18 protein-coding genes are annotated in these 25,383 nt (G+C 63.2%); all 18 read left to right on the plus strand.

Features of this window, described 5'->3' with window-relative positions:
• The first annotated feature begins 7 nt into the window (after nucleotides 1–7).
• The 18 genes from rfbA (at nucleotide 8) to ACP26O_RS04110 (ending at nucleotide 25,330) form a co-directional block, all read left to right on the plus strand.
• Nucleotides 8–901 carry a glucose-1-phosphate thymidylyltransferase RfbA gene (gene rfbA, locus ACP26O_RS04025; protein WP_138848164.1) on the plus strand — a complete coding sequence of 298 codons (894 nt, stop codon included), beginning with the start codon at nucleotides 8–10 and terminating at the stop codon, nucleotides 899–901.
• Nucleotides 886–1,437, plus strand: coding sequence for a dTDP-4-dehydrorhamnose 3,5-epimerase (gene rfbC, locus ACP26O_RS04030; protein WP_175660934.1), 552 nt, complete (start codon nucleotides 886–888; stop codon nucleotides 1,435–1,437). The genes rfbA and rfbC overlap by 16 nt, the downstream gene beginning before the upstream one ends.
• Nucleotides 1,430–2,332, plus strand: coding sequence for a dTDP-4-dehydrorhamnose reductase (gene rfbD / locus ACP26O_RS04035; RefSeq protein WP_175664139.1), 903 nt, complete (start codon nucleotides 1,430–1,432; stop codon nucleotides 2,330–2,332). Before rfbC ends, rfbD begins: the two co-directional genes overlap by 8 nt.
• Nucleotides 2,333–2,472: 140 nt before the next feature.
• On the plus strand, nucleotides 2,473–3,918 hold the full coding sequence (locus ACP26O_RS04040) for a mannose-1-phosphate guanylyltransferase/mannose-6-phosphate isomerase (protein ID WP_043173195.1): 1,446 nt from the start codon (nucleotides 2,473–2,475) through the stop codon (nucleotides 3,916–3,918).
• Nucleotides 3,918–4,712, plus strand: a complete 795-nt coding sequence (locus tag ACP26O_RS04045; RefSeq protein ID WP_126228789.1) for an ABC transporter permease — start codon at nucleotides 3,918–3,920, stop codon at nucleotides 4,710–4,712. Before ACP26O_RS04040 ends, ACP26O_RS04045 begins: the two co-directional genes overlap by 1 nt.
• Complete coding sequence (locus ACP26O_RS04050) at nucleotides 4,712–5,932, plus strand: ABC transporter ATP-binding protein (protein WP_175664138.1); 1,221 nt, start codon at nucleotides 4,712–4,714, stop codon at nucleotides 5,930–5,932. Before ACP26O_RS04045 ends, ACP26O_RS04050 begins: the two co-directional genes overlap by 1 nt.
• Nucleotides 5,929–7,344, plus strand: coding sequence for a class I SAM-dependent methyltransferase (locus tag ACP26O_RS04055; RefSeq protein ID WP_175664137.1), 1,416 nt, complete (start codon nucleotides 5,929–5,931; stop codon nucleotides 7,342–7,344). The genes ACP26O_RS04050 and ACP26O_RS04055 overlap by 4 nt, the downstream gene beginning before the upstream one ends.
• A 151-nt stretch (nucleotides 7,345–7,495) precedes the next feature.
• On the plus strand, nucleotides 7,496–8,872 hold the full coding sequence (locus ACP26O_RS04060; RefSeq protein WP_244098986.1) for a PfkB family carbohydrate kinase: 1,377 nt from the start codon (nucleotides 7,496–7,498) through the stop codon (nucleotides 8,870–8,872).
• 389 nt (nucleotides 8,873–9,261) lie between these two features.
• Entirely contained in the window at nucleotides 9,262–12,918 is a 3,657-nt protein-coding gene (locus ACP26O_RS04065; protein ID WP_175664135.1) for a glycosyltransferase, read from the plus strand.
• Nucleotides 12,919–12,978: 60 nt separating this feature from the next.
• Nucleotides 12,979–14,013, plus strand: coding sequence for a GDP-mannose 4,6-dehydratase (gene gmd / locus ACP26O_RS04070; protein ID WP_126227269.1), 1,035 nt, complete (start codon nucleotides 12,979–12,981; stop codon nucleotides 14,011–14,013).
• Nucleotides 13,991–14,908, plus strand: coding sequence for an NAD-dependent epimerase/dehydratase family protein (locus ACP26O_RS04075; RefSeq protein WP_105787407.1), 918 nt, complete (start codon nucleotides 13,991–13,993; stop codon nucleotides 14,906–14,908). The genes gmd and ACP26O_RS04075 overlap by 23 nt, the downstream gene beginning before the upstream one ends.
• Nucleotides 14,905–16,056: a glycosyltransferase family 4 protein gene (locus tag ACP26O_RS04080; RefSeq protein ID WP_175660940.1), complete on the plus strand. Its 1,152-nt coding sequence runs from the start codon at nucleotides 14,905–14,907 to the stop codon at nucleotides 16,054–16,056. Before ACP26O_RS04075 ends, ACP26O_RS04080 begins: the two co-directional genes overlap by 4 nt.
• Nucleotides 16,057–16,081: 25 nt before the next feature.
• Nucleotides 16,082–17,158, plus strand: a complete 1,077-nt coding sequence (locus ACP26O_RS04085; RefSeq protein ID WP_175664133.1) for a glycosyltransferase family 4 protein — start codon at nucleotides 16,082–16,084, stop codon at nucleotides 17,156–17,158.
• Nucleotides 17,155–18,345: a glycosyltransferase gene (locus tag ACP26O_RS04090; protein ID WP_175664132.1), complete on the plus strand. Its 1,191-nt coding sequence runs from the start codon at nucleotides 17,155–17,157 to the stop codon at nucleotides 18,343–18,345. Before ACP26O_RS04085 ends, ACP26O_RS04090 begins: the two co-directional genes overlap by 4 nt.
• 449 nt (nucleotides 18,346–18,794) lie before the next feature.
• Nucleotides 18,795–19,760 carry a UDP-glucose 4-epimerase family protein gene (locus ACP26O_RS04095; protein ID WP_175664131.1) on the plus strand — a complete coding sequence of 322 codons (966 nt, stop codon included), beginning with the start codon at nucleotides 18,795–18,797 and terminating at the stop codon, nucleotides 19,758–19,760.
• A gap of 5 nt (nucleotides 19,761–19,765) precedes the next feature.
• The gene (locus ACP26O_RS04100; RefSeq protein ID WP_175664130.1) at nucleotides 19,766–20,782 is read left to right on the plus strand and encodes an MraY family glycosyltransferase; all 1,017 of its coding nucleotides are present in this window, start codon (nucleotides 19,766–19,768) and stop codon (nucleotides 20,780–20,782) included.
• 12 nt (nucleotides 20,783–20,794) lie between these two features.
• Nucleotides 20,795–22,678, plus strand: coding sequence for a polysaccharide biosynthesis protein (locus ACP26O_RS04105; protein ID WP_175664129.1), 1,884 nt, complete (start codon nucleotides 20,795–20,797; stop codon nucleotides 22,676–22,678).
• Nucleotides 22,679–22,981: 303 nt separating this feature from the next.
• Nucleotides 22,982–25,330: a protease pro-enzyme activation domain-containing protein gene (locus ACP26O_RS04110; RefSeq protein ID WP_244098985.1), complete on the plus strand. Its 2,349-nt coding sequence runs from the start codon at nucleotides 22,982–22,984 to the stop codon at nucleotides 25,328–25,330.
• Nucleotides 25,331–25,383: the final 53 nt, after the last annotated feature.

The raw sequence follows: 25,383 nt of genomic DNA on the forward strand, positions 1-25,383 counted from the left end.
TTCATCGATGGCACGTAAGGGCATCATTCTCGCCGGCGGTTCCGGCACGCGTCTGTATCCGATCACGCATGCGGTCTCGAAGCAGCTGCTGCCGGTCTACGACAAGCCGATGATCTATTACCCGCTCTCGACGCTGATGGTCGCGGGCATTCGCGACGTCCTGATCATCTCGACGCCGCAGGACACGCCGCGCTTCGAAGCCATGCTCGGCGACGGCAGCCAGTGGGGAATGAATATCCAGTACGCCGTGCAGCCGTCGCCGGACGGCCTTGCGCAGGCATTCATCATCGGCAGGGAATTTGTTGGCCGGGATCCGTCGGCGCTGATCCTTGGCGACAACATCTTCTATGGTCACGACCTGGCGAAGCAGCTCGAGCGCGCGGACGCGCAGGATGCGGGCGCGACGGTGTTCGCCTATCACGTGCACGATCCGGAGCGTTACGGCGTCGTCGAATTCGACCAGGACTTCCGTGCCGTGTCGATCGAGGAAAAGCCGGTGAAACCGCGTTCGCACTATGCGGTCACGGGCCTGTACTTTTACGACAATCGCGTGTGCGATATCGCGGCGGACATCAAGCCGTCGCCGCGGGGCGAGCTGGAAATCACCGACGTCAATTCGCGCTATCTCGCTGCGGGCGCGCTGAATGTCGAGATCATGGGGCGCGGCTACGCATGGCTCGACACCGGCACGCATGATTCGCTGATCGAGGCGGCCACTTTCATTGCGACCCTTCAGAAGCGTCAGGGTCTCATGGTCGCTTGCCCCGAGGAGATCGCATACCGCCGCAACTGGATCGATGCGGAACAGGTACAGAAACTGGCCGAGCCATTGTCGAAGAACGCCTACGGTCAATACCTCACGAGCCTTCTCACGAGTCAGGTCGCATGGCAATCCAAGTAACGGCAACGGCGCTGCCCGACGTCAAGCTCATCGAGCCGAAGGTGTTCGGGGATGCGCGCGGGTATTTCTACGAAAGCTTCAACGGGCGGGAATTCGCCGAGCATATCGGGCCCGGCATCGAATTCGTGCAGGACAACCACTCGCGTTCGGCGAAGGGCGTGCTGCGCGGGTTGCACTATCAGGTTCAGCATGCGCAGGGGAAGCTCGTGCGTGTGGTGGAAGGCGAGGTATTCGACGTTGCCGTCGACATCCGGCGCAGTTCGCCGAACTTCGGCAAGTGGGTCGGCGTGACGCTGTCGGCGGACAATCATCGCCAGCTCTGGGTGCCGCCCGGCTTCGCGCACGGCTTCGTCGTGTTGTCGGAGGCCGCGCAGTTCCTGTACAAGACGACCGACTACTGGTATCCGGAGCACGAGCGCTGCATCGTGTGGGACGATCCCGAAATCGGGATCGAGTGGCCGATCGATGCGGCACCGGTCTTGGCTCCGAAGGACGCGGCGGGCAAGCGTTTGAGCGAGGCGGAAGTCTATGCGTGAAGGTGGCGTGCGTCCTGAACCGACGATCCTCGTGACTGGCGTGAACGGCCAGGTCGGGTTCGAATTGCTGCGGTCGCTCCAAGGGCTCGGGCGCGTGGTGCCGTGCGATCGGTCGACGCTCGATCTTTCGGATCTCGATCGAGTGCGCGCGTTCGTACGGGAGCTGAAGCCATCCCTCATCGTGAATCCGGCGGCTTATACGGCGGTGGACAAGGCCGAGAGCGAAGTCGATGCCGCGCGGCGCCTGAATGCAGACGTGCCGCGCATCTTCGCCGAGGAGATGGCGCGCACCGGCGGCGCGCTGATTCATTATTCGACCGATTACGTGTTTGATGGCACGAAAGCGGGCGCGTATACGGAAACCGACGCGACGAATCCCGTGAATGCTTACGGCGCGACCAAGCTTGAGGGTGAGCAGGCGATCGCGGCGACGGGGTGTGCGCATCTGATTCTCCGGACGAGCTGGGTGTACGGGCGGCGCGGGAAGAACTTCCTCCTGACGATGCTGAAGCTCGGCAAGGAGCGGCCGGAGTTGCGCGTCGTGTCTGATCAGGTTGGTGCGCCGACCTGGGCCCGGACGATCGCCGTCGTCACCTCGCACATCATCGCGCAGCAAGCCGCCGCGGATGACGTTGCCGATTGGTGGGCGAAGCGTTCCGGCGTCTATCACTTCACGTCGTCCGGCGCGACGTCGTGGCACGGCTTCGCGCAGGCGATTCTTGAGCACGCGATGGGCGAGCTTGCGCCGAAGGTATTGCCGATTCCGGCGAGCGAGTATCCGGTTCCAGCGAAGCGCCCGGCGAATTCGCGGATGGCGCTGGAAAAACTGGCGCGGACGTTCGGCGTGACGATGCCGGCATGGGACGATGCACTGAGGCTCTGCCTGGGCGAGTAGGGTGCGTCGGCTATAATTCTGTCCCAACTAAGTTGGCCTCAGCGGCCGATATTTTTTGCTGACGGACTGTTGAATCAAACGGCGAAAGGCGCTGAAAGCCGTCCTTTCGCGGTTGGAAAACCAAATCTGGAGTGAAAGTGATATTGATCCCCGTCATCCTGTCTGGTGGCGCAGGCACACGACTTTGGCCGGTCTCCCGTGAAGGGCACCCGAAACCATTCATGAAGCTTGCCGACGGCGAGAGCCTGCTCCTGAAAACCTATCGCCGCGCGGCAGCCGTGGTCGGCGGTGGTACGGGGTCGCAGCAGCGGGAGATCCTCACGGTCACCAATCGCGACTACTACTTCATGAGCAAGGACGAGTTCGCAGGCGTGAAGCTTGGCGAATCTCTGTCCGGCGCATTCATGCTTGAACCTGCCGGTCGCAACACCGCACCCGCGGTCGCAATGGCGGCCCATCACGTCGCGGAAAAGTACGGGCGCGATGCGCTGATGCTGATTCTCGCGGCCGATCATCTGGTTCAGGATCAGCAGGGATTTTCCGCCGCGGTCGCGAGTGCCGTCGAACTGGCGAATCAGGACAAGCTGGTGACGTTCGGCATCGTGCCGACCCGCGCGGATACAGGCTTCGGTTACATCGAGGCCGGCGAGACGATCGGCGCAGGTCGGGCCGCGCTGCGTTTCGTCGAAAAGCCGGATGCCGACAAGGCGGCCGAATATCTTGCCGCGGGCAACTATCTGTGGAATTCCGGGATGTTCTGCTTCAAGGCAGGGGTCATTCTGGACGAAATGGCGCGCTATGCGCCGGACGTCGCGACGGCAGCCGAGGCGTGCTGGTCGGCGCTGAAGGCGAACAATACGTCGGAGCAGATGCTCGAGATTCCCGCGGAGTCTTTCGCAAAGATGCCCGATATCTCGATCGACTACGCAGTGATGGAGCGCTCGACGAACGTGGCGGTCGTGCCGTCCAGTTTCGGTTGGAGCGATATCGGTTCGTGGGGCGCGGTTCGTGATCTGGTTTCGCCGGACGCGGAGAGTAATCGCGCTATCGGCGAAGCCATCTTCATCGACAGCCGGAATACCTATGTGCAGAGCCAGGACCGCGTGGTCGCGGCCGTGGGCGTCGCTGATCTGATGATTATCGATACGCCGGATGCGCTCCTGGTTGCCCATCCCGATTGCGCACAGGACGTGAAGCGGGTCGTGGCTCGCCTCAAGAAGCAGAATCACGAAGCGTACAAGCTGCATCGCACCGTGAGTCGTCCCTGGGGGACCTACACCGTGCTGGAAGAGGGGCCCCGCTTCAAGATCAAGCGCATCGAGGTCAAGCCGGGCGCCAGCCTGAGTCTGCAAATGCACCATCACCGAAGCGAGCACTGGATTGTCGTGTCCGGGATGGCCAAGGTCGTGAACGGAGATCAGGAAATCTTCGTGCGCACCAATGAGTCCACTTACATTCCTGCCGGCCACAAGCACCGACTCGAGAACCCGGGTGTGCTGGATCTCGTGATGATCGAGGTACAAAGCGGCGAGTATCTCGGGGAAGACGACATCGTTCGCTTCCAGGACGTTTACGGGCGGGCGTGATGCTAGGGATGTTGAAAATCCTTTGGTCCTATCGCGGTTTCATTCTGGGCAGCGTCAAACGGGAATTCCAGTCCAAGTACCGTAATTCCCTGCTCGGCGCGGCGTGGACCGTGCTCAATCCGCTTGCGATGATCGTCGTGTACACGGTGATCTTTTCGCGCGTGATGCATGCCCGCTTGCCCGGGGTGGACAGCACGTTTGCGTACAGCATCCACCTGTGCGCCGGTGTGTTGCCGTGGGGCATGTTTGTCGAAATCGTCAGCAATGGCCAGAACACATTCGTCAACAATGCGAACCTGCTCAAAAAGCTGAGCTTTCCGCGGTTGTGCCTGCCGATCATCGTCGTGATCAACGCGATGGTCAATTTCGCGATTGTGTTCGGGTTGTTCACGGTGTTCCTGGTGATGACGGGTAATTTCCCCGGTTTGACCTATTTCGCCATCATTCCCGTGTTGACCCTGATGACGTTATTTGCGATCGGACTGGGTATCACGCTCGGCGTGTTGAACGTGTTTTTTCGCGACGTCGGGCAGTTCTTCGGGATCGTGCTGAATTTCTGGTTCTGGCTGACGCCGGTCGTCTATGCGGCCAACATCTTGTCGAAGTCTGCACAAGAGGCGTTGCGCTTCAACCCGATGGCGCCCGTAATCGAAGCGTTCCAGGTCACGATGGTCCAACACGTGTGGCCGGACTGGTCGACGCTGTTGTATCCGCTCGTATTGAGCATCGTGCTGTGTCTGGCCGGCTTCAGTTTGTTCCGCAAGCATGCGGGTGAAATGGTGGATGAACTCTGATGGGCACCATTACCGTTACCAATCTTGGCAAGGCGTACAAGCAGTATCCAACGCGGTGGTCGCGTCTTATCGAGTGGCTGGATCCGCGTCGCAAGCCTCATCACACGCTGCACTGGGTGCAGCGTGACGTCAATTTCTCGGTTCGCTCCGGCGAGGCGCTGGGTATTGTCGGCATTAACGGCGCCGGCAAAAGCACCCTGTTGAAAATGATCGTCGGCACCACGCAGCCGACCGTCGGCAGCGTGACGCGGACTGGCCAGATCGCAGCATTGCTCGAGCTGGGAATGGGGTTCCATGCGGACTTCACCGGGCGCCAGAACGTGATGATGGCAGGGCAGCTGCTCGGTTACAGCGTCGAAGAGATCGTCGCGTTGATGCCGGAAATCGAGGCGTTCGCCGAAATCGGCGAATACATCGACCAGCCGGTGCGCGTTTATTCGAGCGGGATGCAGGTGCGTCTCGCGTTCAGTGTCGCGACGGCTCGTCGTCCGGACATCCTGATTGTCGACGAGGCGCTCTCGGTCGGTGACGCCTATTTCCAGCACAAGAGTTTCGATCGCATCCGCGAGTTTCGCAAGCAGGGCACGACGTTGTTGATCGTCGCGCACGACAAGGCCGCGATTCAGGCCATCTGCGATCGCGCGATCCTGTTGAATGCCGGGCGGCTGGAGATGGAAGGAACGCCCGAGGCGGTCATGGACTACTACAACGCGATGCTGGCGGACCACCAGGATCAGCAGGTCCGTCAGGAAGTGCTCGAGACCGGCAAGGTCCAGACCATTTCCGGCACGGGCGAAGTCACGATCGATCAGGTTACGTTGCTGAATCGAGATGGCAGACCGATCGAAGTCGCTCATGTCGGGCAGCCGGTGAAGCTGCGGATATCCGCCGAGTGTCGTGAGTCCGTGCAGGATCTGGTCATGGGCTTCATGATCAAGGACAGATTGGGGCAGACCGTCTTTGGCACGAACACGCACAATCTCAAGTCCGAGATCGGCGACGTGGCTGCCGGGGCGAAGGCGACGGTCGATTTCGAATTTCCGGCGAACATCGGGCCGGGCAGCTATTCGGTTGCCGTGGCGCTGCATACGGGCAGCACGCACATGCAGAACAATTTCGAGTGGAGGGATCACGCCCTTACATTCAGCATGGTGAACGGCAACGAGAGCGAATTCGTCGGGATGACGTGGATGCCGACACAGGCGAAGGTGGTGTCGTGAGCGACAATTTCTACCGGGCATTCGAAGAGCGCTATTACGCGCCCCGGGACCTCATCAAGCGCATCCGCAGGCAGTATTTGCCGTTCGTCGAACCGCTGGCATCGATCTATCCGGGGGGCCGCACGTTCGACCTCGGATGTGGTCGTGGCGAGTGGCTGGAGTTGATGGCCGAACAAGGGTTGACGCCTTTCGGCGTCGACCTGGACGCCGGCATGCTGCAAGCGTGCGAGGAGCGTGGCCTGCCCGCGACGCAGGGCGATGCGGTGGCCTATCTGAAGACGCTGGAATCCGAGAGCCAGGTCGTCGTGTCGGCTTTCCACGTCGTCGAACACATTAGCTTCGAGCAGTTGCAGACGGTCGTTTCCGAGGCGTTACGGGTATTGCGGCCCGGCGGCTTGCTGATCCTCGAAACGCCGAATCCGGAAAATATCGCCGTCGCGACCAACAACTTCCACCTGGATCCCACGCATCAGAAGCCGATTCCGTCGCTGCTGTTGTCTTTCGTGGTCGAGCACGGTGGATTCGAGACGGTGAAGACGCTCGGGTTGCAGGAATCGCCGGCGTTGCGTAATCCTGATCATTCGGTGTCTCTGCTCGAGGTGATACGCGGTGCAAGCCCCGACTATGCGGTCATTGCGCAGAAGGCGGCCGATCCGGACATCAAGGAGAAGTTTGCTCAGGTGTTCGCGGCTGAGTATGGCTTGTCGCTGGAGCGGCTGGCTGACCGTTACGAAGCGCGAACCGAGTCCGTCCGACTCCGGGTGGAAAAAGCCGAGGCCGGCGTCGAGCGGCTGGACGAACTGTGTCGTGCGCTCGACGTGCAGCTACAACAGGCCGAGGCGCGGCTTCAGTCCGTCGAAGCTGATCTGGATGCAGGGCAAAGGCAGGTGACCGAAGACCGGCTCCAGCTTGCAGACGAGCGGTGTCGGCATGCGGAGGAGTTGCGCCAGCACGCAGAGGCGCTGCGCCAGCATGCGGAGAACCAGCTCGGCGCGGCGGAGGCGCGGGCGCAACACGCCGAAGCGCAGGCCCGGCAGGCGAATGAGCTGCTGCATGCCGTGCTGCACAGCACGTCGTGGCGTGTGTCGAAGCCCGTGCGCATGGTCGGCTTTCCGCTGCGCAGATTGACCTCTGCAATCCGTGAACGCAGGTTGCTGCCCGGCATCAAGGCGCGAATCAAGGGCGTACTCAAGATCGGGGCGGCTGAACTGGCGAAGCGGCCGGCATTGAAGCGCGCGGCCCTCAGGTTGGTGCGGATGAGTCCGGCGCTGGACCGTCGACTGCGCGCCGTCGTGACACAGTCGGCCAGCGCTGCAGTCGGTTCTCCTGCGTCTCAACGCGCGTTGCCCGAGTCGGCCCGTGAGGTGCTCGACGCGCTTCGGGCCGCCGCGCGTGCGTCCGAATCCCGGTGACGATGCGCGTAACCGAATAGATGGAACTGCCGCGCACGCGAACAGTGTGCCGGTAACAATGGTAAGTGCTGCTTTGGAAACAACATCCCCCATGCATAAACCCCAGCGCGCTAACGCAATCGGACCACGAATCCTGGTGGTTGGCGACATCATGCTTGACCGCTACGTCATTGGCAGCGTCTCTCGCATTTCTCCTGAGGCACCGGTTCCCGTTCTGGCGGTCGGTCGCGACGAGAATCGGCCAGGCGGCGCGGCGAACGTCGCCGCCAACGTCAGTGCCATGGGCGGGGACGCGACACTGCTGGCGGTGGTCGGTCACGACAGCGCGTCAATCGAACTTCAAAAGTGCTTGCAGGAATACGGTGTACAGACGCGATTCGTGTCGGACCCTGAGGGCGGCACGACGCAAAAGACCCGCTTGATGGCGGGCACGCAGCAGATCGCCCGGGTGGATCGCGATGTGCGGCCGACGGCACATACGCAGGCGTTGCTGCTCGAAGAATTCAAGCGGGTCGCACCCGACCATGACCTGATCGTGTTTTCCGATTATGCGAAGGGTACGCTGGACCACCTGCCGGAATTTCTGGCGGCGGCCGCGGCATTGAATGTTCCCACGCTGGTCGATCCGAAACGGACTGATCCCGCGTTCTATCGCGGCGCGACCTTGCTCAAGCCGAACAATTCCGAGTTCATCGGGCTGTTCGGCGACTACACGTCCGAAGAGGAACTGCTGGAACGGGCACGTCACGCGTTGACGGAGCTGAACTTGCGGCATCTCGTCGTGACCCGTGGCGCGAAGGGCATGGTCTATGTGAGCACGGACGGCCATCAGGGCAGCATTCCCACGCACGCACGCGATGTCTTCGACGTTTCGGGCGCCGGCGATACCGTGCTCTCGGCACTCGCACTGGCGCTGGCCCGCGGTACGCCGGTATCCGAGTCGGTGCATATCGCCAATGTGGCGGCGGGCATCGCTGTGTCGCATTCCGGCACCTATGTGGTCACGGCGGACGAAGTTCGCGATCAACTGAATCCGTCACGCCAGCGTGCTCCGAAGCTGGTGGATGAGGACACACTCGGGAAGCTGCTGCTGACGCATCGGCAGCGAGGGGAAGTCATCGTGTTCACCAACGGCCGTTTCGACACGCTGAACCCTGGCCATATTCGCTTCCTCAATGAAGCGCGTGCGCAGGGCGACATTCTGGTCGTGGCGCTCAATTCCGATGCTTCGGTGCACGAACTCGACGGTTCCGGGGGCGCGGGCAATTCCGTCGCCGATCGCGCCGAAGTGCTGGCCGGCCTGGCAGCAGTGGATTACGTCGTGGAGTTCGACGCGCCGACGCCGTTGCAATTGATCGAATCGCTCGAACCCGACGTTCTCGTGAAGGGCGGTGATTACGACGTGAATGACATCGTGGGCCGTGACGCGGTAAGCGCTCGCGGAGGCCGCGTTGCCGCGCTCGCATTCCACGACGGCTACCCGACCGCCCGTGTCGTTCGGAAGGTCGGCACGGTGCGTGATCAATGACCTTGCGTGGTGTTGAATGGAAGCAGGGCCTGCGCCGGTCGTGCGAAGCGGGCATGCCGCGACGGGTGGTCCCGGGTTACGACGCCGGTGTAGGCCTGTTTCGCGAGCGGCTCGGCTTTTCAGGTCATCCGTGGAGCGCGCCGCCTCGTCGCTTGATGGTGCAATGCCGCCGGCTCGACGTTGTGAGCCGCACGAGTTTCGAAGGCTTGTTTGACGGTAGTTCTCTGATTGAACGAACCGGGAGCAAGGTTCAGCGCCGCTTTTACCACTCGAGGGTGCCTGCTGGACGGCCATTTTCCGTCCGCGCACCGCGATGCACTGCAGCGCCGGATTGTTCCGGGATCGAGACGGCCTCGCGGGCGTCGGTAGCCAAGTAAAGTAGGACAACCATGCGAATCGTTATTGACATGCAGGGAGCGCAAACCGAGAGCCGCTTCCGGGGCATCGGGCGCTATTCCCTTTCCTTGGCGCTTGCCATTGCCCGCAACGCGGGCGACCATGAAGTGTACCTGGCGCTCAGCGGGCTTTTCCCCGAGACCATCGGGCCAATCCGTGACGCATTTCGAGGGCTGGTGCCGCAGGAACGGATTCGGGTCTGGCAGGCGCCGGGGCCGATGCGCTGGATCGACGCAAACAATGCGTCGCGTCGCGCCATTGCCGAACGGGTGCGTGAGGCGTTTCTGGAAACGCTCGATCCCGATATCGTGCTGGTCACCAGTCTGTTCGAGGGGCTGGGGGACGACGCGATCATCAGCATTGGGGCACTCGGTGAGCCGCTGCCGACCGCGGTCATCCTTTACGACCTGATTCCGCTGATCAACCCGGACGAGCAATACCGGACGAACCCCGTTTATCGCGGCTATTATGCTGACCGCATCGAGAACCTGAAGCGTGCACGCCATCTTCTTGCGATCTCGGAAAGTGCCCGGCAGGAGGCATTGGGTGCATTGCCCTTTTCGGCCGAGAAGGTGACCAATGTGTCGGGCGCGTGCGATGAAATGTTTACCCGCGTCGTGCCCGATGCAGACTCGCTCGCAACCCTGAAGCGGCGACTGGGGGTAACGCGACCTTTCATCATGTACACGGGGGGAGCCGATGCTCGCAAGAATCTCCCACGGCTGATCGAGGCGTTCGCCCATTTGCCTGATACGTCGCGCCACCACCATCAGCTCCTGTTTGTCGGTCGAATGCCGCAGTCGGAAGTGAGCGCGCTTCGTGCACATGCGCAACGCGCCGGCCTACGTGCCGACGAGCTGTTGTTCAGCGATTACATCTCTGATGAAGAGCTGCTGGCGTTGTTCAGTACGTGCCAGCTGTTCGTCTTCCCTTCTCTGCACGAAGGTTTCGGCTTGCCACCGCTCGAAGCGATGGCATGCGGCGCGGTGGTGATTGCCGCCGACGCCGCCAGTCTTCCGGAGGTCATGGGCAGCCCCGAGGCGCTGTTTGATCCGCAGTCGGTGCCGGCCATCAGCGCCAAGATGCATCAGGCGCTGACTGACGAGGGCCTGCGTGCACGGCTGCTGGAGAACGCCAGGATTCAGGCGCAGGCATTTTCGTGGGATCGCAGCGCCAAGCTCGTGTTGCAGGCCATCGCGCCCTTCGAGCGCACCCGTGAGTTCCGGGCGGCACGGCCCGTGACCTTCGAGCGCACCACACTGTTCGAGCCGAAAATCAACAGGATCCTGCTGCTCAAGCTGGATCACATGGGCGATCTGCTGCTGGCGGTGCCGGCTATTTCCCGTCTGCGCGCGCGATACCCGAAGGCCAGTATCGATGTCGTGGTGGGTAGCTGGAATCAGGCGTTGGCTCAGACGCTGCCATTCTTTGACCGGGTGTTGACGCTCGACTACTTCAAGCGCAAATCGTCGTTGCAGGCAGAACTGTCCGATGGGTCGTTGACCGAATTCGTGAAGCAACTGGGTTTCTACGACCTCGCTATCGATTTCAGGCGACAGCCTGATACGCGGTTCGTCCTGGCACAAGTCGACGCGGGCCTCAAGGTCGGCTATGGCAGCCTCGATCCGGCCATCGATGCCAAGCTCGACATCGCACTGCCCACGTATCAGGATCTGCCGTTCGTGGAAACGCCGCTGAATCGCATTTCGATCAGCGAGCAGATGCTGGCTCTGGTCGACGCACTGCCGGCTCATCCGTCGGACTATGTGGTTTTGCCGCCGATCGCCACCCCTTTGCAGCAGCATACTCGTGCGGTTGCGCTGTTTCCCTACGCCGGTGGCGATGCCAAGGAATGGCCTGTCGCGCGATTCCATGAATTGGCACGCCGGCTGGCTGCGGATCCCGCGGTCGAACTCGTCAGCGTTTTCTTTGCCAGCGAAAAAGAAGCCCAGCGTTTCAGCTTCGACGGCATTGATAAAGTGGTGATTCAAGCGGGCCTCAGCATCCCCGAACTGATGCGGCATCTCGCCGGCCACCAGCTATGCGTCGCCAACAATTCCGGTGGTGCGCACATGGCGGCCTATCTGGGCGTGACGGCGCTGGGGGTCTATGGCGGGCTGGAAACCGCGCACGAATGGGCGCCGGTGTTCGGCAACAGCTATGTCTTGCATAATGAGGCAGCGTGCTCGCCCTGCCACATTCCGGCGCGACGCGATTGCCCGCACAACTTCTTTTGTCTCGATGACATCACGGTGGACGAAGTGTTTGCCCGCTGCCGTGAGCTGCTGGCCCAGAACGGTGCGGCGGTGCCGACGGCACCGGCGCGTCCGAGCGTCAAGTCGACGCGCAAGAAGTTGTTCCAGGCCCTCGCGCCTTTGGTGCGTCAATGCAATGAAGACGAACTGGCTCAAGTCGCGCAGGGCATAGCGCTCAGCTTGCCCACGCGAACGCGTCGTGCGCTGTTTGTCGATGTGTCGGAGCTGGTCAGCCATGACGCGCGGACCGGAATTCAACGGGTCGTGCGGAGTATTCTGAGCGAACTGCTCCAGGATCCGCCGAAAGACTTCGAGGTGTGGCCGGTCTACTCGACGCACGATCGCACGGGGTACTTTTACGCGAAGCGCTTGCGGTCGCGATTCCTGGGGCAGGGTGATCCCGGCGCGGTGCAGGAAGATCCCATTGATTTTCAGGCGGGCGATGTCTTTTTGGGTCTCGATCTAAACCCGTACGGCATCGGCGTTCAGGAACCATTTCTGGATGAAATGTGGCGCCAGGGCGTTCGCATCGAGTTTGTCGTGTACGACCTCTTGTGCGTACAGATGCCCAGCTACTTTGCGCCGGGCAGCGGGGAACTGTTCGAGAAATGGCTGAATACGGTCTCCCGTTACGACGGTGTCGTGTGCGGCTCCCGGACGGTGGCGGACGAATTCACGCAGTGGTTGCGGGAGCATCATCCCCAGCGCGAGCGCGCGCTCGAGGTCGGCTGGTTCCATTACGGCGCGGATGTACAGAATTCCCGACCGAGTACCGGCATGCCGAGCGATGCACCTCGTGTACTCAAGGCGCTGCGCGCGGCTCCCAGCTTCCTGATGGTAGGGACGGTCGAGCCGCGTAAAGGGCATGCACAGGCGCTGACCGCTTTTGAGCAGCTCTGGCAACAAGGTACTGCGGTCAATCTGGTGATCGTCGGCAAATCCGGGTGGCTGGTCGAGAAGCTGGTCGCACGACTGCGCGCGCATCCCGAGCTTGGAAAGCGGCTATTCTGGCTGGAGAGCATCAGTGATGAATACCTGGAGCAAGTCTATGGCGCTTGCAGTTGTTTGCTTGCAGCGTCGGAAGGAGAAGGCTTCGGGTTGCCGCTGATCGAGGCGGGGCGCAAGCATCTGCCTATATTGGCGCGGGATTTGCCCGTGTTCCGTGAGGTAGCGCTGAGCCATGCTGATTATTTCCATGGCAACAGTGGCGAAGCGTTGGCGCAGGCCGTGACACACTGGCTCGAGCTGTATCGGCAAGGCACTCACCCGAAGTCCGAGGGAATGCCGACGCTGACTTGGCAAGCCTCTGTTCAGCAATTGCTGGACAACGTATTGCCGACGCGCCACGTCATCAAGGTGGTCCGCCGCATGGAGGTCCCTGCGGAGACCGAGTGACATTGCCGTCAATCCTTCGATAAAGATTTTGCAAGAGAACTTAAGATGAATTCTCAAACTATGAAAGTTTCCCTCATTACCGGCATCACTGGCCAAGACGGTGCCTACCTCGCCCAGCTCCTGCTCGAGAAGGGCTATCAGGTCTACGGCACCTATCGCCGCACCAGCTCGGTGAACTTCTGGCGCATCGAAGAGCTTGGCATCGCCAAGCACCCGAACCTGCACCTGATCGAATACGATCTGACGGACCTGTCGTCGAGCATCCGCCTGCTGCAGACGACGGGCGCCACGGAGGTGTACAACCTCGCCGCGCAAAGCTTTGTCGGCGTGTCCTTCGACCAGCCGGTCACCACCGCGGAAATCACCGGTATCGGTCCGCTGAACCTGCTCGAGGCGATCCGTATCGTCAATCCGAAGATCCGCTTCTACCAGGCGAGCACGTCCGAAATGTTCGGCAAGGTGCAGGCGATCCCGCAGATCGAATCGACGCCGTTCTATCCGCGTAGCCCGTATGGCGTGGCCAAGCTGTATGCGCACTGGATCACGGTGAACTACCGCGAAAGCTACGATATCTTTGGCTGTAGCGGCATCCTGTTCAATCACGAATCGCCGCTGCGCGGCCGCGAGTTCGTCACGCGAAAGATCACGGACTCCGTCGCGAAGATCAAGCTCGGTCAGCTCGACGTGCTCGAACTGGGCAATATGGATGCGAAGCGCGACTGGGGTTTCGCGAAGGAATACGTGGAAGGTATGTGGCGCATGCTGCAGGTCGACGAACCGGACACGTACGTCCTCGCCACGAATCGAACGGAAACCGTCCGCGACTTCGTCCGCATGGCGTTCAAGGCCACCGGTGTCGATCTCGAGTTCAAGGGCAGCGACGTGAATGAAATCGGTGTCGATGTCGCGACCGGCAAGACGGTCGTGCGCGTCAATCCGAAGTTCCACCGCCCGGCCGAAGTCGACCTGCTGATCGGCAACCCGGAGAAGGCGAAGCAGAAGCTGGGCTGGGAGCCGACGACGACGCTCGAGCAGCTGTGCGCAATGATGGTTGAAGCGGATTTGCGTCGCAATGAACTCGGCTTCTCGTTCTGACGCGCCGCGGGCCCTGGTGACAGGGCTGGGCGGCTTTACCGGCGACTTCCTGGCGCAGTCGTTGCGCGCGGCCGGCTATCGCGTGTTCGGCACGACGCACGGTTCCGAAACGACGGGACCCGATATGTATCGGGTCGATCTGTGCGACCGCGCGGCGCTTGCACAGGTTGTCGCCGACGTGCAGCCCGACGTGGTCGCGCATCTCGCTGCGATCGCGTTCGTCGCGCACGGTGACGCCGATGCGATCTATCGCACCAACGTGGTCGGCACGCGCAACCTGCTCGACGCGCTCGCGAATCTGCAGAGCCGCCCGAAGGCGGTTCTGCTGGCGAGCAGTGCCAACATCTACGGCAACGCGGCGGTTGAAGTCATCGACGAATCGGTCGAGCCCAATCCGGCGAACGATTACGCGGTGAGCAAGCTCGCGATGGAGTACATGGCACGCCTGTGGTGCGACAAGTTGCCGATCGTCGTCGCGCGTCCGTTCAACTACACGGGCGTCGGGCAGTCGCCGCAGTTCCTGCTGCCGAAGATCGTCAGCCACTTCCAGCGCGGCGAGCGCGTGATCGAACTCGGCAATATCGACGTCGAGCGTGATTTCTCCGACGTGCGCCGCGTGGTGGATGCCTATCGACGCTTGCTGCAGCTCGCGCCGGCCGGCGGCGTGTTCAACGTATGCTCCGGTCGTGCGGTGTCGCTGAAGGCGGTGATCGCGATGATGGAGAAGATTGCCGGCTACACGATCGAGGTGCGCGTGAACCCGGCTTTCGTGCGCGCGAACGAAGTGCGCCGGTTGCAGGGCGACGGTACGCGGCTGCAGGCCGCCATCGGCCCGCTCGACGATATTCCGCTGGAGAGCACGCTACGCTGGATGTTTGGCGGAGGGCGTGGGTGAAGGTCGGTTTTGGCACGACGGCGCTGGCACGAAGCCGTGCGCACGGCGGCGTAGACGGCATTGGTTCGTATACACGCGAATTGGGGCAGGCGCTGATCGCGCGAGGCGGGGTCGACCTGGTCCCCGCCGGTTTCGGCGTGACCGTCGGGGACGACGTATTCCCGGGCGCCCGGCCCGCAGTGAATCTCGGTCGGCATGAAATCGCGACGGTGCTGGGTGCCGTGACGCCGTGGACGTCCATCGACGAGACGGTATTGCGTGCGGAACGCGTCGACGTGTTTCATGCGACGGATCACCTGATTCCGAAGCTGTCCTCGACACCGGTGATCGCGACGCTGATGGACGCGATCCCGCTGTCGCATCCGGAATGGACGACGATCCGGCTGGCGGCACTGCGGCGTTGGCTGCTGCGTCGCTCGGGCGCCTGGGCCGACCATGTGATCACGATCTCCGACTACTCGAAACAGGAAATCGTCGAGCATTTCGGCATCGCACCGGAGCGGATTTCGGTGGTTCCGCTGGGTGTCCATCCCCGGTTCTTCGAACGGATCGAGCAAGCCGAGCGCGATGCGGTACGGGAGCGTCTCGGCTTGCCGACGCAGTTCTTCCTGTGCATCGGGACCCTGCAGCCGCGGAAGAATCTCGAGCGAGTGGTTGATGCCCATGCGAGCCTGCCTGCGGGCCTGCGTCGCGATTTCCCTCTGGTGATCGTCGGACGGGCCGGGTGGGGCTGCGAGCAACTCGTCGCGCGCCTGCGCGCGGACGAGAGCAGTAGTGTTCGCTGGCTCGAGTATCTGCCTGATCATGACGTGCGCGCGCTGTTGCAGTCGGCAAGTGCGCTCGTGTTCGCGTCGCTGTGCGAGGGTTTCGGGTTGCCGGTCGTGGAAGCTTTTGCTTCGGGTTTGCCGGTCGTTGCATCGAACACGACGTCCGTTCCCGAAGTCGCGGGCGACGCGGCGATCCTCGTCGATCCCACCCGGACCGGTGACATTGCCGACGGCATGAGAATGGTGGTCGAGCAGCCCGGGCGGGCCGACGCGCTTCGCGAGGCCGGGCTGGCACGGGCGCGAGCATTGAATTGGCCGGCTTGCGCGGAGAAGACGCTGGCGGTCTACGAAGCTGTCCTGGGCGGAACACGTCGTCAATGAATCAATTCGCTTCAAGGAGCACCGCGTGAAGTTGGGGGTGGACATCACCTGGATGGTCGGCAACTACCGCGGCATGGGGCGTTTTGCCCGTCAACTGGTGGCGCCGATCGGCAAGTCGGTACTGGGCTTCGCGCCAGACGGCGTGACCACCGACGAATGGCCGTGCGTCAGCCAGGGGCGCTGTTTCTTCCCGTGGTGGGAGCAGGTCGAGTTGCCGCGATTGTGCCGCGAGCATAAACCGGACTATCTGCTGTGCCCGTACAACACCGGGCCGCTGCGCGCCACCGGCAACACGCCGTTGATCGCGGTCATTTACGATCTGATCTATATGCAGCCGTGGAGCGTGCTGCCGCCGGCGAGGTCGCTGTATCAGACCGCCGGGCGTGTATATCGCCGCCATGTGGTGCCGCGGCTGGCGCGCCGGGCCGACGTCGTGCTGACCATCTCGCGGTTTACGCAACGGGAGCTGGTCGAAACGTTCGGGCTGAACGAGGCCGACGTGCACGTCATCCCGTGCATGATTTCGGACGACTGGTTCGACGCGCCGGTGAGCGCGGCGGCACGTCGGCCGTACCTGTTCACGGTCGCGGGCGAGGTGCCGAGCAAGAACGTCGATCGACTCCTGCAGGCGTTCGCGATCGCGCGTCCGGCGCTCGGCGATGACGCCACGCTCAGGATCGCCGGGATCAAGTCCGACCATCACGCGCATTTTCTCGGGCGGGCGGCAGCGCTCGGCCTCGCGGGTGCGGTCGAGCTGCTCGGCTATATTTCGCGGGACGAGCTGCGCGAGCAGTATCGGCACGCACACGCATTCATCTTTGCTTCGTTGTTCGAAGGGTTCGGCATTCCGCTGCTGGAAGCGATGGCGTCGGGCACACCGGTTGCGTGCAGCAATACGACGTCGATGCCCGAGGTCATCGGCGACTGCGGCCTGCAGTTCGATCCCTTTTCGGTGGACGACATGGCCGAGCAGATTCGCAGGGTATGGAACGACGGCGCGCGATTCGACGTCGCGATCGGCGACGGTGTCGCCCGCGCACGCACGTTCTCGGAGTCGGCGGTGCGTCCGTTGATCCAGGATTTCTGGGCGCGTCTATCATGAACCAGGACAAGAAGAAGCTGCTGGTGCTGACGCCGCGGTTTCCGTATCCGGTGATCGGCGGAGACAAGCTGCGGATCTACCATCTCTGCCGTGTGCTGTCCCGTCGATTCTCGCTGACGCTGCTGAGCATGTGCGACAGCGACGACGAAATGCACGCCGCGTTGCCGGACGACGGCGTATTCGATCGGGTCGAACGGGTCTTTCTGTCGCGTCGGCGATCGTACTTGAATACGTTGCTGGCGTTGCCCACGCGCACGCCGCTGCAGGTGGCGTACTACCGGAGTCGCGCGTTTGCGGCGGCGGTGGCGCGCTTGCTGCCGTCGCACGACGGCGCCTTCGTGCATCTCGTGCGCTGCGCCGAGTATGTCCGCAAGTCGGACAAGCCGCGCGTCCTGGAAATGACCGATGCGATTTCGCTCAACTACAGCCGGGTGAAGCAGTTGCGGCGCGCACGGGGGCTGAAGTCGCGCGTGTTCGGCATCGAGGCGAAGCGCCTGCTCGACTACGAGCGCACGATCGTCGACGATTTCGACCTGTCGGTGCTGGTGTCGCGGACCGATCGCGACTACCTGTTTCCCGGCCAGCCCGCCAAGAAGGTGATGGTGTGCTCGAACGGCGTGGACCTGTCGGGCCTGCCGTACACCGCACGCAGCATGGCGAGCCGGATCCTGATTTTCATCGGCGACATGCGTACCGTGCAGAACCAGGACATGTGCCACTATTTCGCGGAGGCGGTGCTGCCGTTGCTGCGCAAGCGTGCCGATTACCGCTTCCGGATCGTCGGGTCCATCGCGCCCGCACTTGCAGAACGATTCCGCGCGTATGACGGCGTCGACGTGACGGGCCGAGTCGAGTCGGTCGCGCAGGCCGCATCCGACGGCGCAATCGGCGTGTGCCCGATGCGCATCGGTGCAGGTGTGCAGAACAAGATTCTCGAATACATGGCGCTCGGGCTGCCCGTGGTCACCACGTCGCTGGGCCACGAGGGCCTGGGCGCGCACAGCGGGCGCGACCTGCTGATCGCGGATACGCCGGAGGAATTCGCTGATCGGATCGAACAGCTCGTCGCCGACGAAGCCGCGGCGGTCGAGATGACGGCGCGAGCGCGAGCCTTCGTCGAGCACGAGCACGGTTGGGAGCGCATGCTCGCGCCGCTCGTCGACGAGGTGAGCGCGTTGCTGGCCTGAGCGGCGACACGTCCGGCGCTCGCGGCCCCCGTGGCCGCGCGCCGGGCCAGGCTTGGTTGCTGCCGATCGGCAAGGTTACAATGTTCGCGCACCGATGCGGCCCCATCGGCATGCCGCCGCCAAAGGCCTTCGGCCGGTATTGCGTGGCGGCGACGCCGCTGTCCCGCAAGCGGAGCGAGCCGGGCCGCGCGACGCCTTCATCTAATACGGAACCCGGACATCGACGTGTCTTTCCATAGGGTTGCATCCGGCAGCACATGCCTTGATGCATCGCCAGATGCCGGCGAGCGGCATGCTTTACGTCTTCGAGATCCCGACGTGTTTGTGTCAATTCCCCTTTCCGTTTCCCCGCGTCGTTCCAGCGTGCATCGGCCCGCGCCGCGTGCCGGCGCGACACGCGGGTTCACGCCGCTTCGTCGAACCGTCAGCCGATCCGGCCGGAGGGGGCGATGACCCATCTCGTCATCACCGGCGCGAATGGCTTTGTCGGCCGTGCACTGTGCCGCCGTGCGCTGCAGGCCGGTCACACGGTGACCGCACTGGTAAGGCGACCGGGCGGCTGCATCGATGGGGTGCGCGAATGGGTACACGGCACTGCTGATTTCGATCAACTGGATGAAGCGTGGCCGGCCGATCTGGCCGCCGACTGCGTGATCCATCTTGCCGCCCGTGTGCACGTGATGCGCGACGAGTCGCCCGATCCCGATGCGGCGTTCGACGCCACCAACGTCATCGGCACGCTGCGGCTCGCCCAGGCGGCGCGCAATCACGGCGTACGCCGCATCGTGTTCGCGAGCAGCATCAAGGCGGTCGGGGAGGGCGACGACGGTGTGCCGCTGTCGGAAGCGGTCGAACCCGATCCGCAGGATGCCTACGGCCGCTCGAAACTGCATGCGGAGCGACAACTCGCGCAGTTCGGCGCGTCGGCGGGGCTCGACGTCGTCGTCGTTCGTCCTCCGCTCGTTTATGGCCCGGCCGTGCGCGCCAACTTCCTGCGGATGATGGATGCGGTCGCACGCGGGATCCCGCTGCCGTTCGGCGCCGTTTCGGCGCGCCGCAGCATCGTCTACGTCGAAAACCTCGCGGATGCGCTGCTGCGTTGCGCGATCGATCCGCGCGCGGCCGGCGAATGCTTTCATGTGGCCGACGACGACGCACCGTCGGTCACGGGCCTGCTGCGCCTCGTCGGAGACGCGCTGGGCAAGCCGGCGCGGCTGGTCGCGGTGCCGCCGGTGCTGCTGCGCGTGCTCGGCAAGCTGACGGGCCGCAGCGCGGCCATCGATCGCCTGACCGGTAGTCTGCAGCTCGATACCGGCCGGATCGGGCGCGTGCTTGGCTGGCATCCGCCCTATACGACCCGCCAGGGCCTCGCAGCGACCGCCGCATGGTATCGTTCGCGCGATACACAACAATAGTCCACATGCATTTCCCGATCTCCACAGGGCCCTACGCGGTCGTGGTGGCGCTGGTCGCCGCCATCGCGACGACGGCCATCCTGCGCACGCTGCTCGCGACCGGCCTCGCATGGCGCCTTGCCACCGATATTCCGAACGATCGTTCGCTCCATACGCTGCCGACGCCGCGCGTCGGCGGATGGGGGATCGTGCCGGTCTGCGTTGTCTTCCTGCTGGCCCTTGCGCCGGCGTTGTGGCTGATTGCAGTCGGCGCGGCCGGGCTGGCGGCGATGTCGCAAATCGACGACCGGCGCGGGCTGCCGGCCCGCGTGCGGTTTTCGGCGCATCTTGTGGCCGTGGTTGCGCTGATCGTCGTCTATCCGGCCGATGCGCCCTGGTGGCTGCTCGCGGGCGTCGGCTTCGTGATGGTCTGGCTGACGAACCTGTACAACTTCATGGACGGCGCCGACGGCCTCGCGGGCGGTATGGCGCTGTTTGGCTTCGGTGCATACGCGGCCGCGGCGCTGACCGGCCCGAACCCGTCACCGGATCTCGCCGTGGCCGGCGCGGCCATTGCCGGCGCGGCGCTCGGCTTCCTGTTGCTCAATTTCCATCCGGCTCGCCTGTTTCTCGGCGACGCAGGCTCGATTCCGTTGGGATTCCTTGCCGGCGCGCTTGGCTACTGGGGATGGCGTGCCGATGCGTGGCCGATCTGGTTTCCGGCACTCGTCTTCGCGCCCTTTATCGCTGATGCATCTGTAACACTTTTGAGACGCCTGTTACGTGGAGAAAAGTTCTGGCAGGCGCATCGGGAGCATTATTATCAAAGGATGGTCCGTTCGGGCGTAGGTCACCGCCGGACTGCTCTTTATTGGTACCTCATCATGCTCGCAGGCATAATCATCGCCGTGTGGGCAAAAGGCCGCCCTGAACAGCAGCAATGGCTGTTGTTTGTCGCATGGTATGGCGTCCTTGCATGTATCGGGTTGGTGATCGACATGCGTTGGCGCCGGTTTCAGTCGGCCGCCGAAAACAACTCTTGAGGTTTCCTGCCGATGTTGCGATCCAAAGCATCGTGGCTGTCGCTGAGTGCTTTCCTGTTCGACCTGACGGCGGTGGTCGCGTCGTGGTTGTGCGCTTATCTCGTTCGTTTCAATGGCAGCATTCCGGCTGATTTTCTCGGCGGCGCGGTGGCCGCGCTCGTCTGGACGCTGCCGGTCTACGCGCTGATGTTCCATGTGTTCGGCCTGTATCGCGGCCTCTGGGTATTCGCGAGCCTTCCCGACCTGATGCGGATCTCGAAGGCGGTTGCCGGCGGCAGCGTGATCGTGATGATCGGCGCCGTGATGTTCCAGCCGACACCGATCATCCCGCGCTCGGTGCTGCTCGTCTCGCCGCTGATGCTGTTCCTGTTGATGGGCGGCGCCCGCGCGCTGTACCGCGCGACGAAGGAGTTCTACCTGTACGGCGGCCTCGTCGGACAGGGCAAGCCCGTGCTGGTGCTCGGCGCCGGCACGGCGGGCGCCAGCCTCGCGCGCGAGTTGTCGCGTTCGGGCGAATGGCGTCTGGTCGGCCTGCTCGACGACGACGTCACCAAGCATGGGCGCGAGATCTACGGCTACAAGGTGCTCGGCTCGTTCAACGACCTGAAGCACTGGACCGACGCGATCAAGGTCGAATACGCGATCATCGCGATTCCGTCGGCGTCCGTCGAAACGCAGCGCCGCGTCGCGACGCTGTGCGTGCGCGCCGGCATCAAGGCGATGGTGCTGCCGTCGCTGACCGCACTGATGCCCGGACAGGGGTTCCTGTCGCAGGTGCGCAATATCGACCTCGAGGATTTGCTCGGCCGCGATGCGGTGACGATCGACACGCCGCACGTCGAGGCGCTGCTGCGTGGCCGCGTCGTGATGGTGACGGGCGCGGGCGGTTCGATCGGCTCCGAGCTGTGCCGCCAGATCCTGCGTTTTGCGCCTGCGCAGATCGTCGCGTTCGATCTGTCCGAATACGCGATGTATCGGCTTACCGAGGAGTTGCGGGAACGCTTCCCCGACCAGCCCGTCGTGCCGATCATCGGCGATGCGAAGGATTCGTTGCTGCTCGACCAGGTGATGTCGCGCCATGCGCCGCACATCGTGTTCCATGCGGCCGCATACAAACACGTGCCGTTGATGGAGGAGCACAATGCGTGGCAGGCGCTGCGCAACAACGTGCTCGGCACGTATCGGGTCGCGCGTGCCGCGATTCGCCACGATGTTCGCCACTTCGTGCTGATCTCGACCGACAAGGCCGTCAACCCGACCAACGTCATGGGCGCGAGCAAGCGTCTCGCCGAGATGGCGTGCCAGGCGTTGCAGCAGACGAGCGGCGGCACGCAGTTCGAGACCGTGCGGTTCGGCAACGTGCTCGGTAGCGCGGGCAGCGTGATCCCGAAGTTCCAGCAGCAGATCGCAAAGGGCGGCCCGGTGACCGTCACGCATCCCGAGATCACGCGGTTCTTCATGACGATCCCGGAAGCGTCCCAACTCGTGCTGCAGGCGTCGAGCATGGGTCGCGGCGGTGAGATCTTCATTCTCGACATGGGCGAGCCCGTCAGGATCGTCGATCTCGCGCGCGACCTGATTCGTCTGTACGGCTTTTCGGAAGGACAGATCCGGATCGAATTCACGGGGCTGCGACCCGGCGAAAAGCTCTACGAGGAATTGCTCGCGGACGACGAGACGACCACGCGCACGCCGCATCCCAAACTGCGGATCGCGCGCGCGCGGGAAGTGCCGGATCACTTGCTCGACGAATTGCTGCCGTGGCTGATGCAGAACAGGGTTCTGAGCGACGACGAAGTCCGGCGCGACCTGCGCCGCTGGGTGCCTGAATACCAGACGACGGTTGCTCCTGTGCTCCAGAGTGTGCCGGATGTGCGGGCGGCCTCGAGCAAGTAGACGCACCGCCGCGTGCGTGCGTCGGCTATCCCCCAAAAGCGCCCGTGAGGCGCTTTTTTTATTCCGCGCCGCGGGTCGGGCCGGTATCGGCTGTGGCACGCGCGTGGCGCCACCGTGTCGCTCGGGCGCGTGAATCGGCCCCTTCCCGTTCCCCCCATCGATTGGCCGCATTCATTTGACTACCGGCCGAATACTTCCTATGTTTCCCTCAAGGTTGCCGTGCGATTGCCGTAAAAGAACGAAAAGCCAAATACGAGATCTACGGTCCATACCAATCCAATGAAGCAGCATATTGCAAGGGGAATGAGCGCGGCCCTCATGGTGTTCGCGCTTGCAGGGTGCGGCGGGGACGATAGTCCGACGGCCGCTGCTACCAATGTCGCTGCGCAGACGGGCAAAGTGTCCGCACTGCGCGCCACGGGCAACGTGGTGAGCGCGGCGCCAATGAGCGCGACGGCGCCGATCCATGTCGCGCTCGTACTCAAACTGAACGACGAAGCCGCGTTGCATCGTTTCGTGCAGGATGCGCGAACGCCCGGCAGCGCCAGTTTCGGCGCCGTGCTGACCTCCGCGCAGATCGCCGCGCGATACACGCCCTCCGCCGGCCAGGTCGCCACCGTGAAGGCCTATCTGCAAAGTAAGGGCTTCACGAACATCAACGTCGCCGGCAACAACATGATTGTCGAAGCCGACGCGCCGGCCGGCGTGGTCTCCGGCGTGTTCCAGACGACGCTGGTGCCGGTCGCGATGGCGGACGGCACCAGCGCCCATATCAACACCGCCCCGGAGACGCTGCCCAATGCGCTCGGCGGGGTCGTTCAATCGGTACTGGGGCTGGATACGGCGACCCGCCTCCATCCGCATTTCGTTCGCGCCTCGCTTTCGGCGGCGGCGCCGCAAGCGAATGCGTCGCCGACAACCGCGGCCGTGACGGTCGCGCATAGTCCGACGGACTTTCCCGGCATCTATTCCGTGGGCAGTACGCCGACGGCAAGCAACATCACCGTGGGCATCATTGCGGAAGGCAATGTGACGCAGCCCGTCATCGACCTGGCCACCTTCGCAAGCAACCACCAGTTGCCTCCCGTACCCGTTTCGGTGATCAACGTCGGCTCGCCAAGCGCCGACACCAGCGCGAACACCGAATGGTCGCTCGATAGTCAGACCATCGTCGGGATGTCCGGCGGCGTCAGGCAACTCAATTTCTATGTCGCGCCATCGTTCGCGTGGAGCAACATGGCGCTCGCGATCAATCGGGCCGTGACCGACAACACCGCGCGCGTCGTGAACATGTCGATCGGCGGTTGCGAGAACTGGGCGCCGACGGCCGCCATCGACACGCTGTTCGAGCTCGCCGTCGCGCAGGGACAGACGTTCGCGGTCAGTTCCGGGGATTCGGGCAGCGTTGCATACGGCTGCAACGGCACGTCGGTGCAATACCCGGCGACTTCCCCCTACGTGGTAGCCGTGGGCGGCACATCGCTTTATACGAACGGGAACGGCAGCTACGCGGGCGAGACCGCGTGGGACGGCAGCGGCGGTGGCATCAGTGGCATCGAGCCGATTCCGTCGTGGCAGTCGAACGTGCCGGCGCTCAAGGGCCGCTTCTTCCGAGGCATGCCGGACATCGCGTTCGACGCCGATCCGTACAGCGGTGCACAGGTCGTCGTCGGTGGACAACTCCAGATCGTGGGCGGGACGAGCCTGTCCGCGCCGCTGTTTGCCGCGACCTGGGCGCGCATGCTGTCCGGGGGCTGCGCGGCCAGCCTCGGTTTCGCGGCGCCCACGCTGTACAGCGCACAAGCGACAAGCCCATCGATCTTTCGCGATGTCACCAACGGGTCGAACGGTGCATACAGTGCGGGTTCGGGATGGGATTTCGTGACCGGCTGGGGCACGCCGAACGTCAGCGCGCTGCATTCCGCGATATGCGTGCCGACTTCGCCGATCTATGGCGGCGAGGTCACCGAAGGCACGACGCTCAGGCCGTCGCAAATCGTGTACTCGGCGTCAGGAAGTCATCGACTGGCCATGCAGGATGACGGCAACCTGGTGCTGTACAACACGGCCAACGGCGCCGCGGTGTGGAATTCGGGGACCAACGGAAATGCCGGTGCCTATGCCGTGTTCCAGACCGACGGCAACTTCGTGATCTACAGCGTGAGCGGCAAGCCATTGTGGTTCTCGTCGACCAACGGCGCCACCTTCGGCCATAGGCTCTCCGTGCAGGACGACGGCAACATGGTGATCTACCGCGTGTCCGTGCCGGTATTTGCCACGTCGACTTCCGCGGCGGGCATGGCGAATTCATCGAGCGGCCCGGCCGTCTGGAACGGTGGCATGACGCTGAGCAGCGGCCAGAGTCTGACTTCAGGCAACGGCGCGAACGTGCTCGTCATGCAGGGCGACGGGAATCTGGTGCTGCTTCGCCAGGGCGTGCCGCAGTGGAGTTCGCGTACTTACAATCACCCAGGTGCGTATGCGACGATGCAAGGGGATGGCAATCTGGTCGTCTACAGTTCCGCGGGTGCTCCGCTCTGGTATTCCGGCACCAGTGGAAATCCGGGGGCGACCACGTATTTGCAGGACGACGGAAACATCGTGATCTATGCGCGGATACCGAGCTGGAGCTCGAATACCGCGGGAAGCTAGCAGTTCGTTGGTCGAGTCGCCGGGGCGCCGTCATTGATCCAGTCGGCAACGGC

Origin of the sequence: Burkholderia sp. R-40, from assembly GCF_049942845.1 — a bacterium.
In the GTDB taxonomy this organism is placed as follows: domain Bacteria; phylum Pseudomonadota; class Gammaproteobacteria; order Burkholderiales; family Burkholderiaceae; genus Burkholderia; species Burkholderia ambifaria.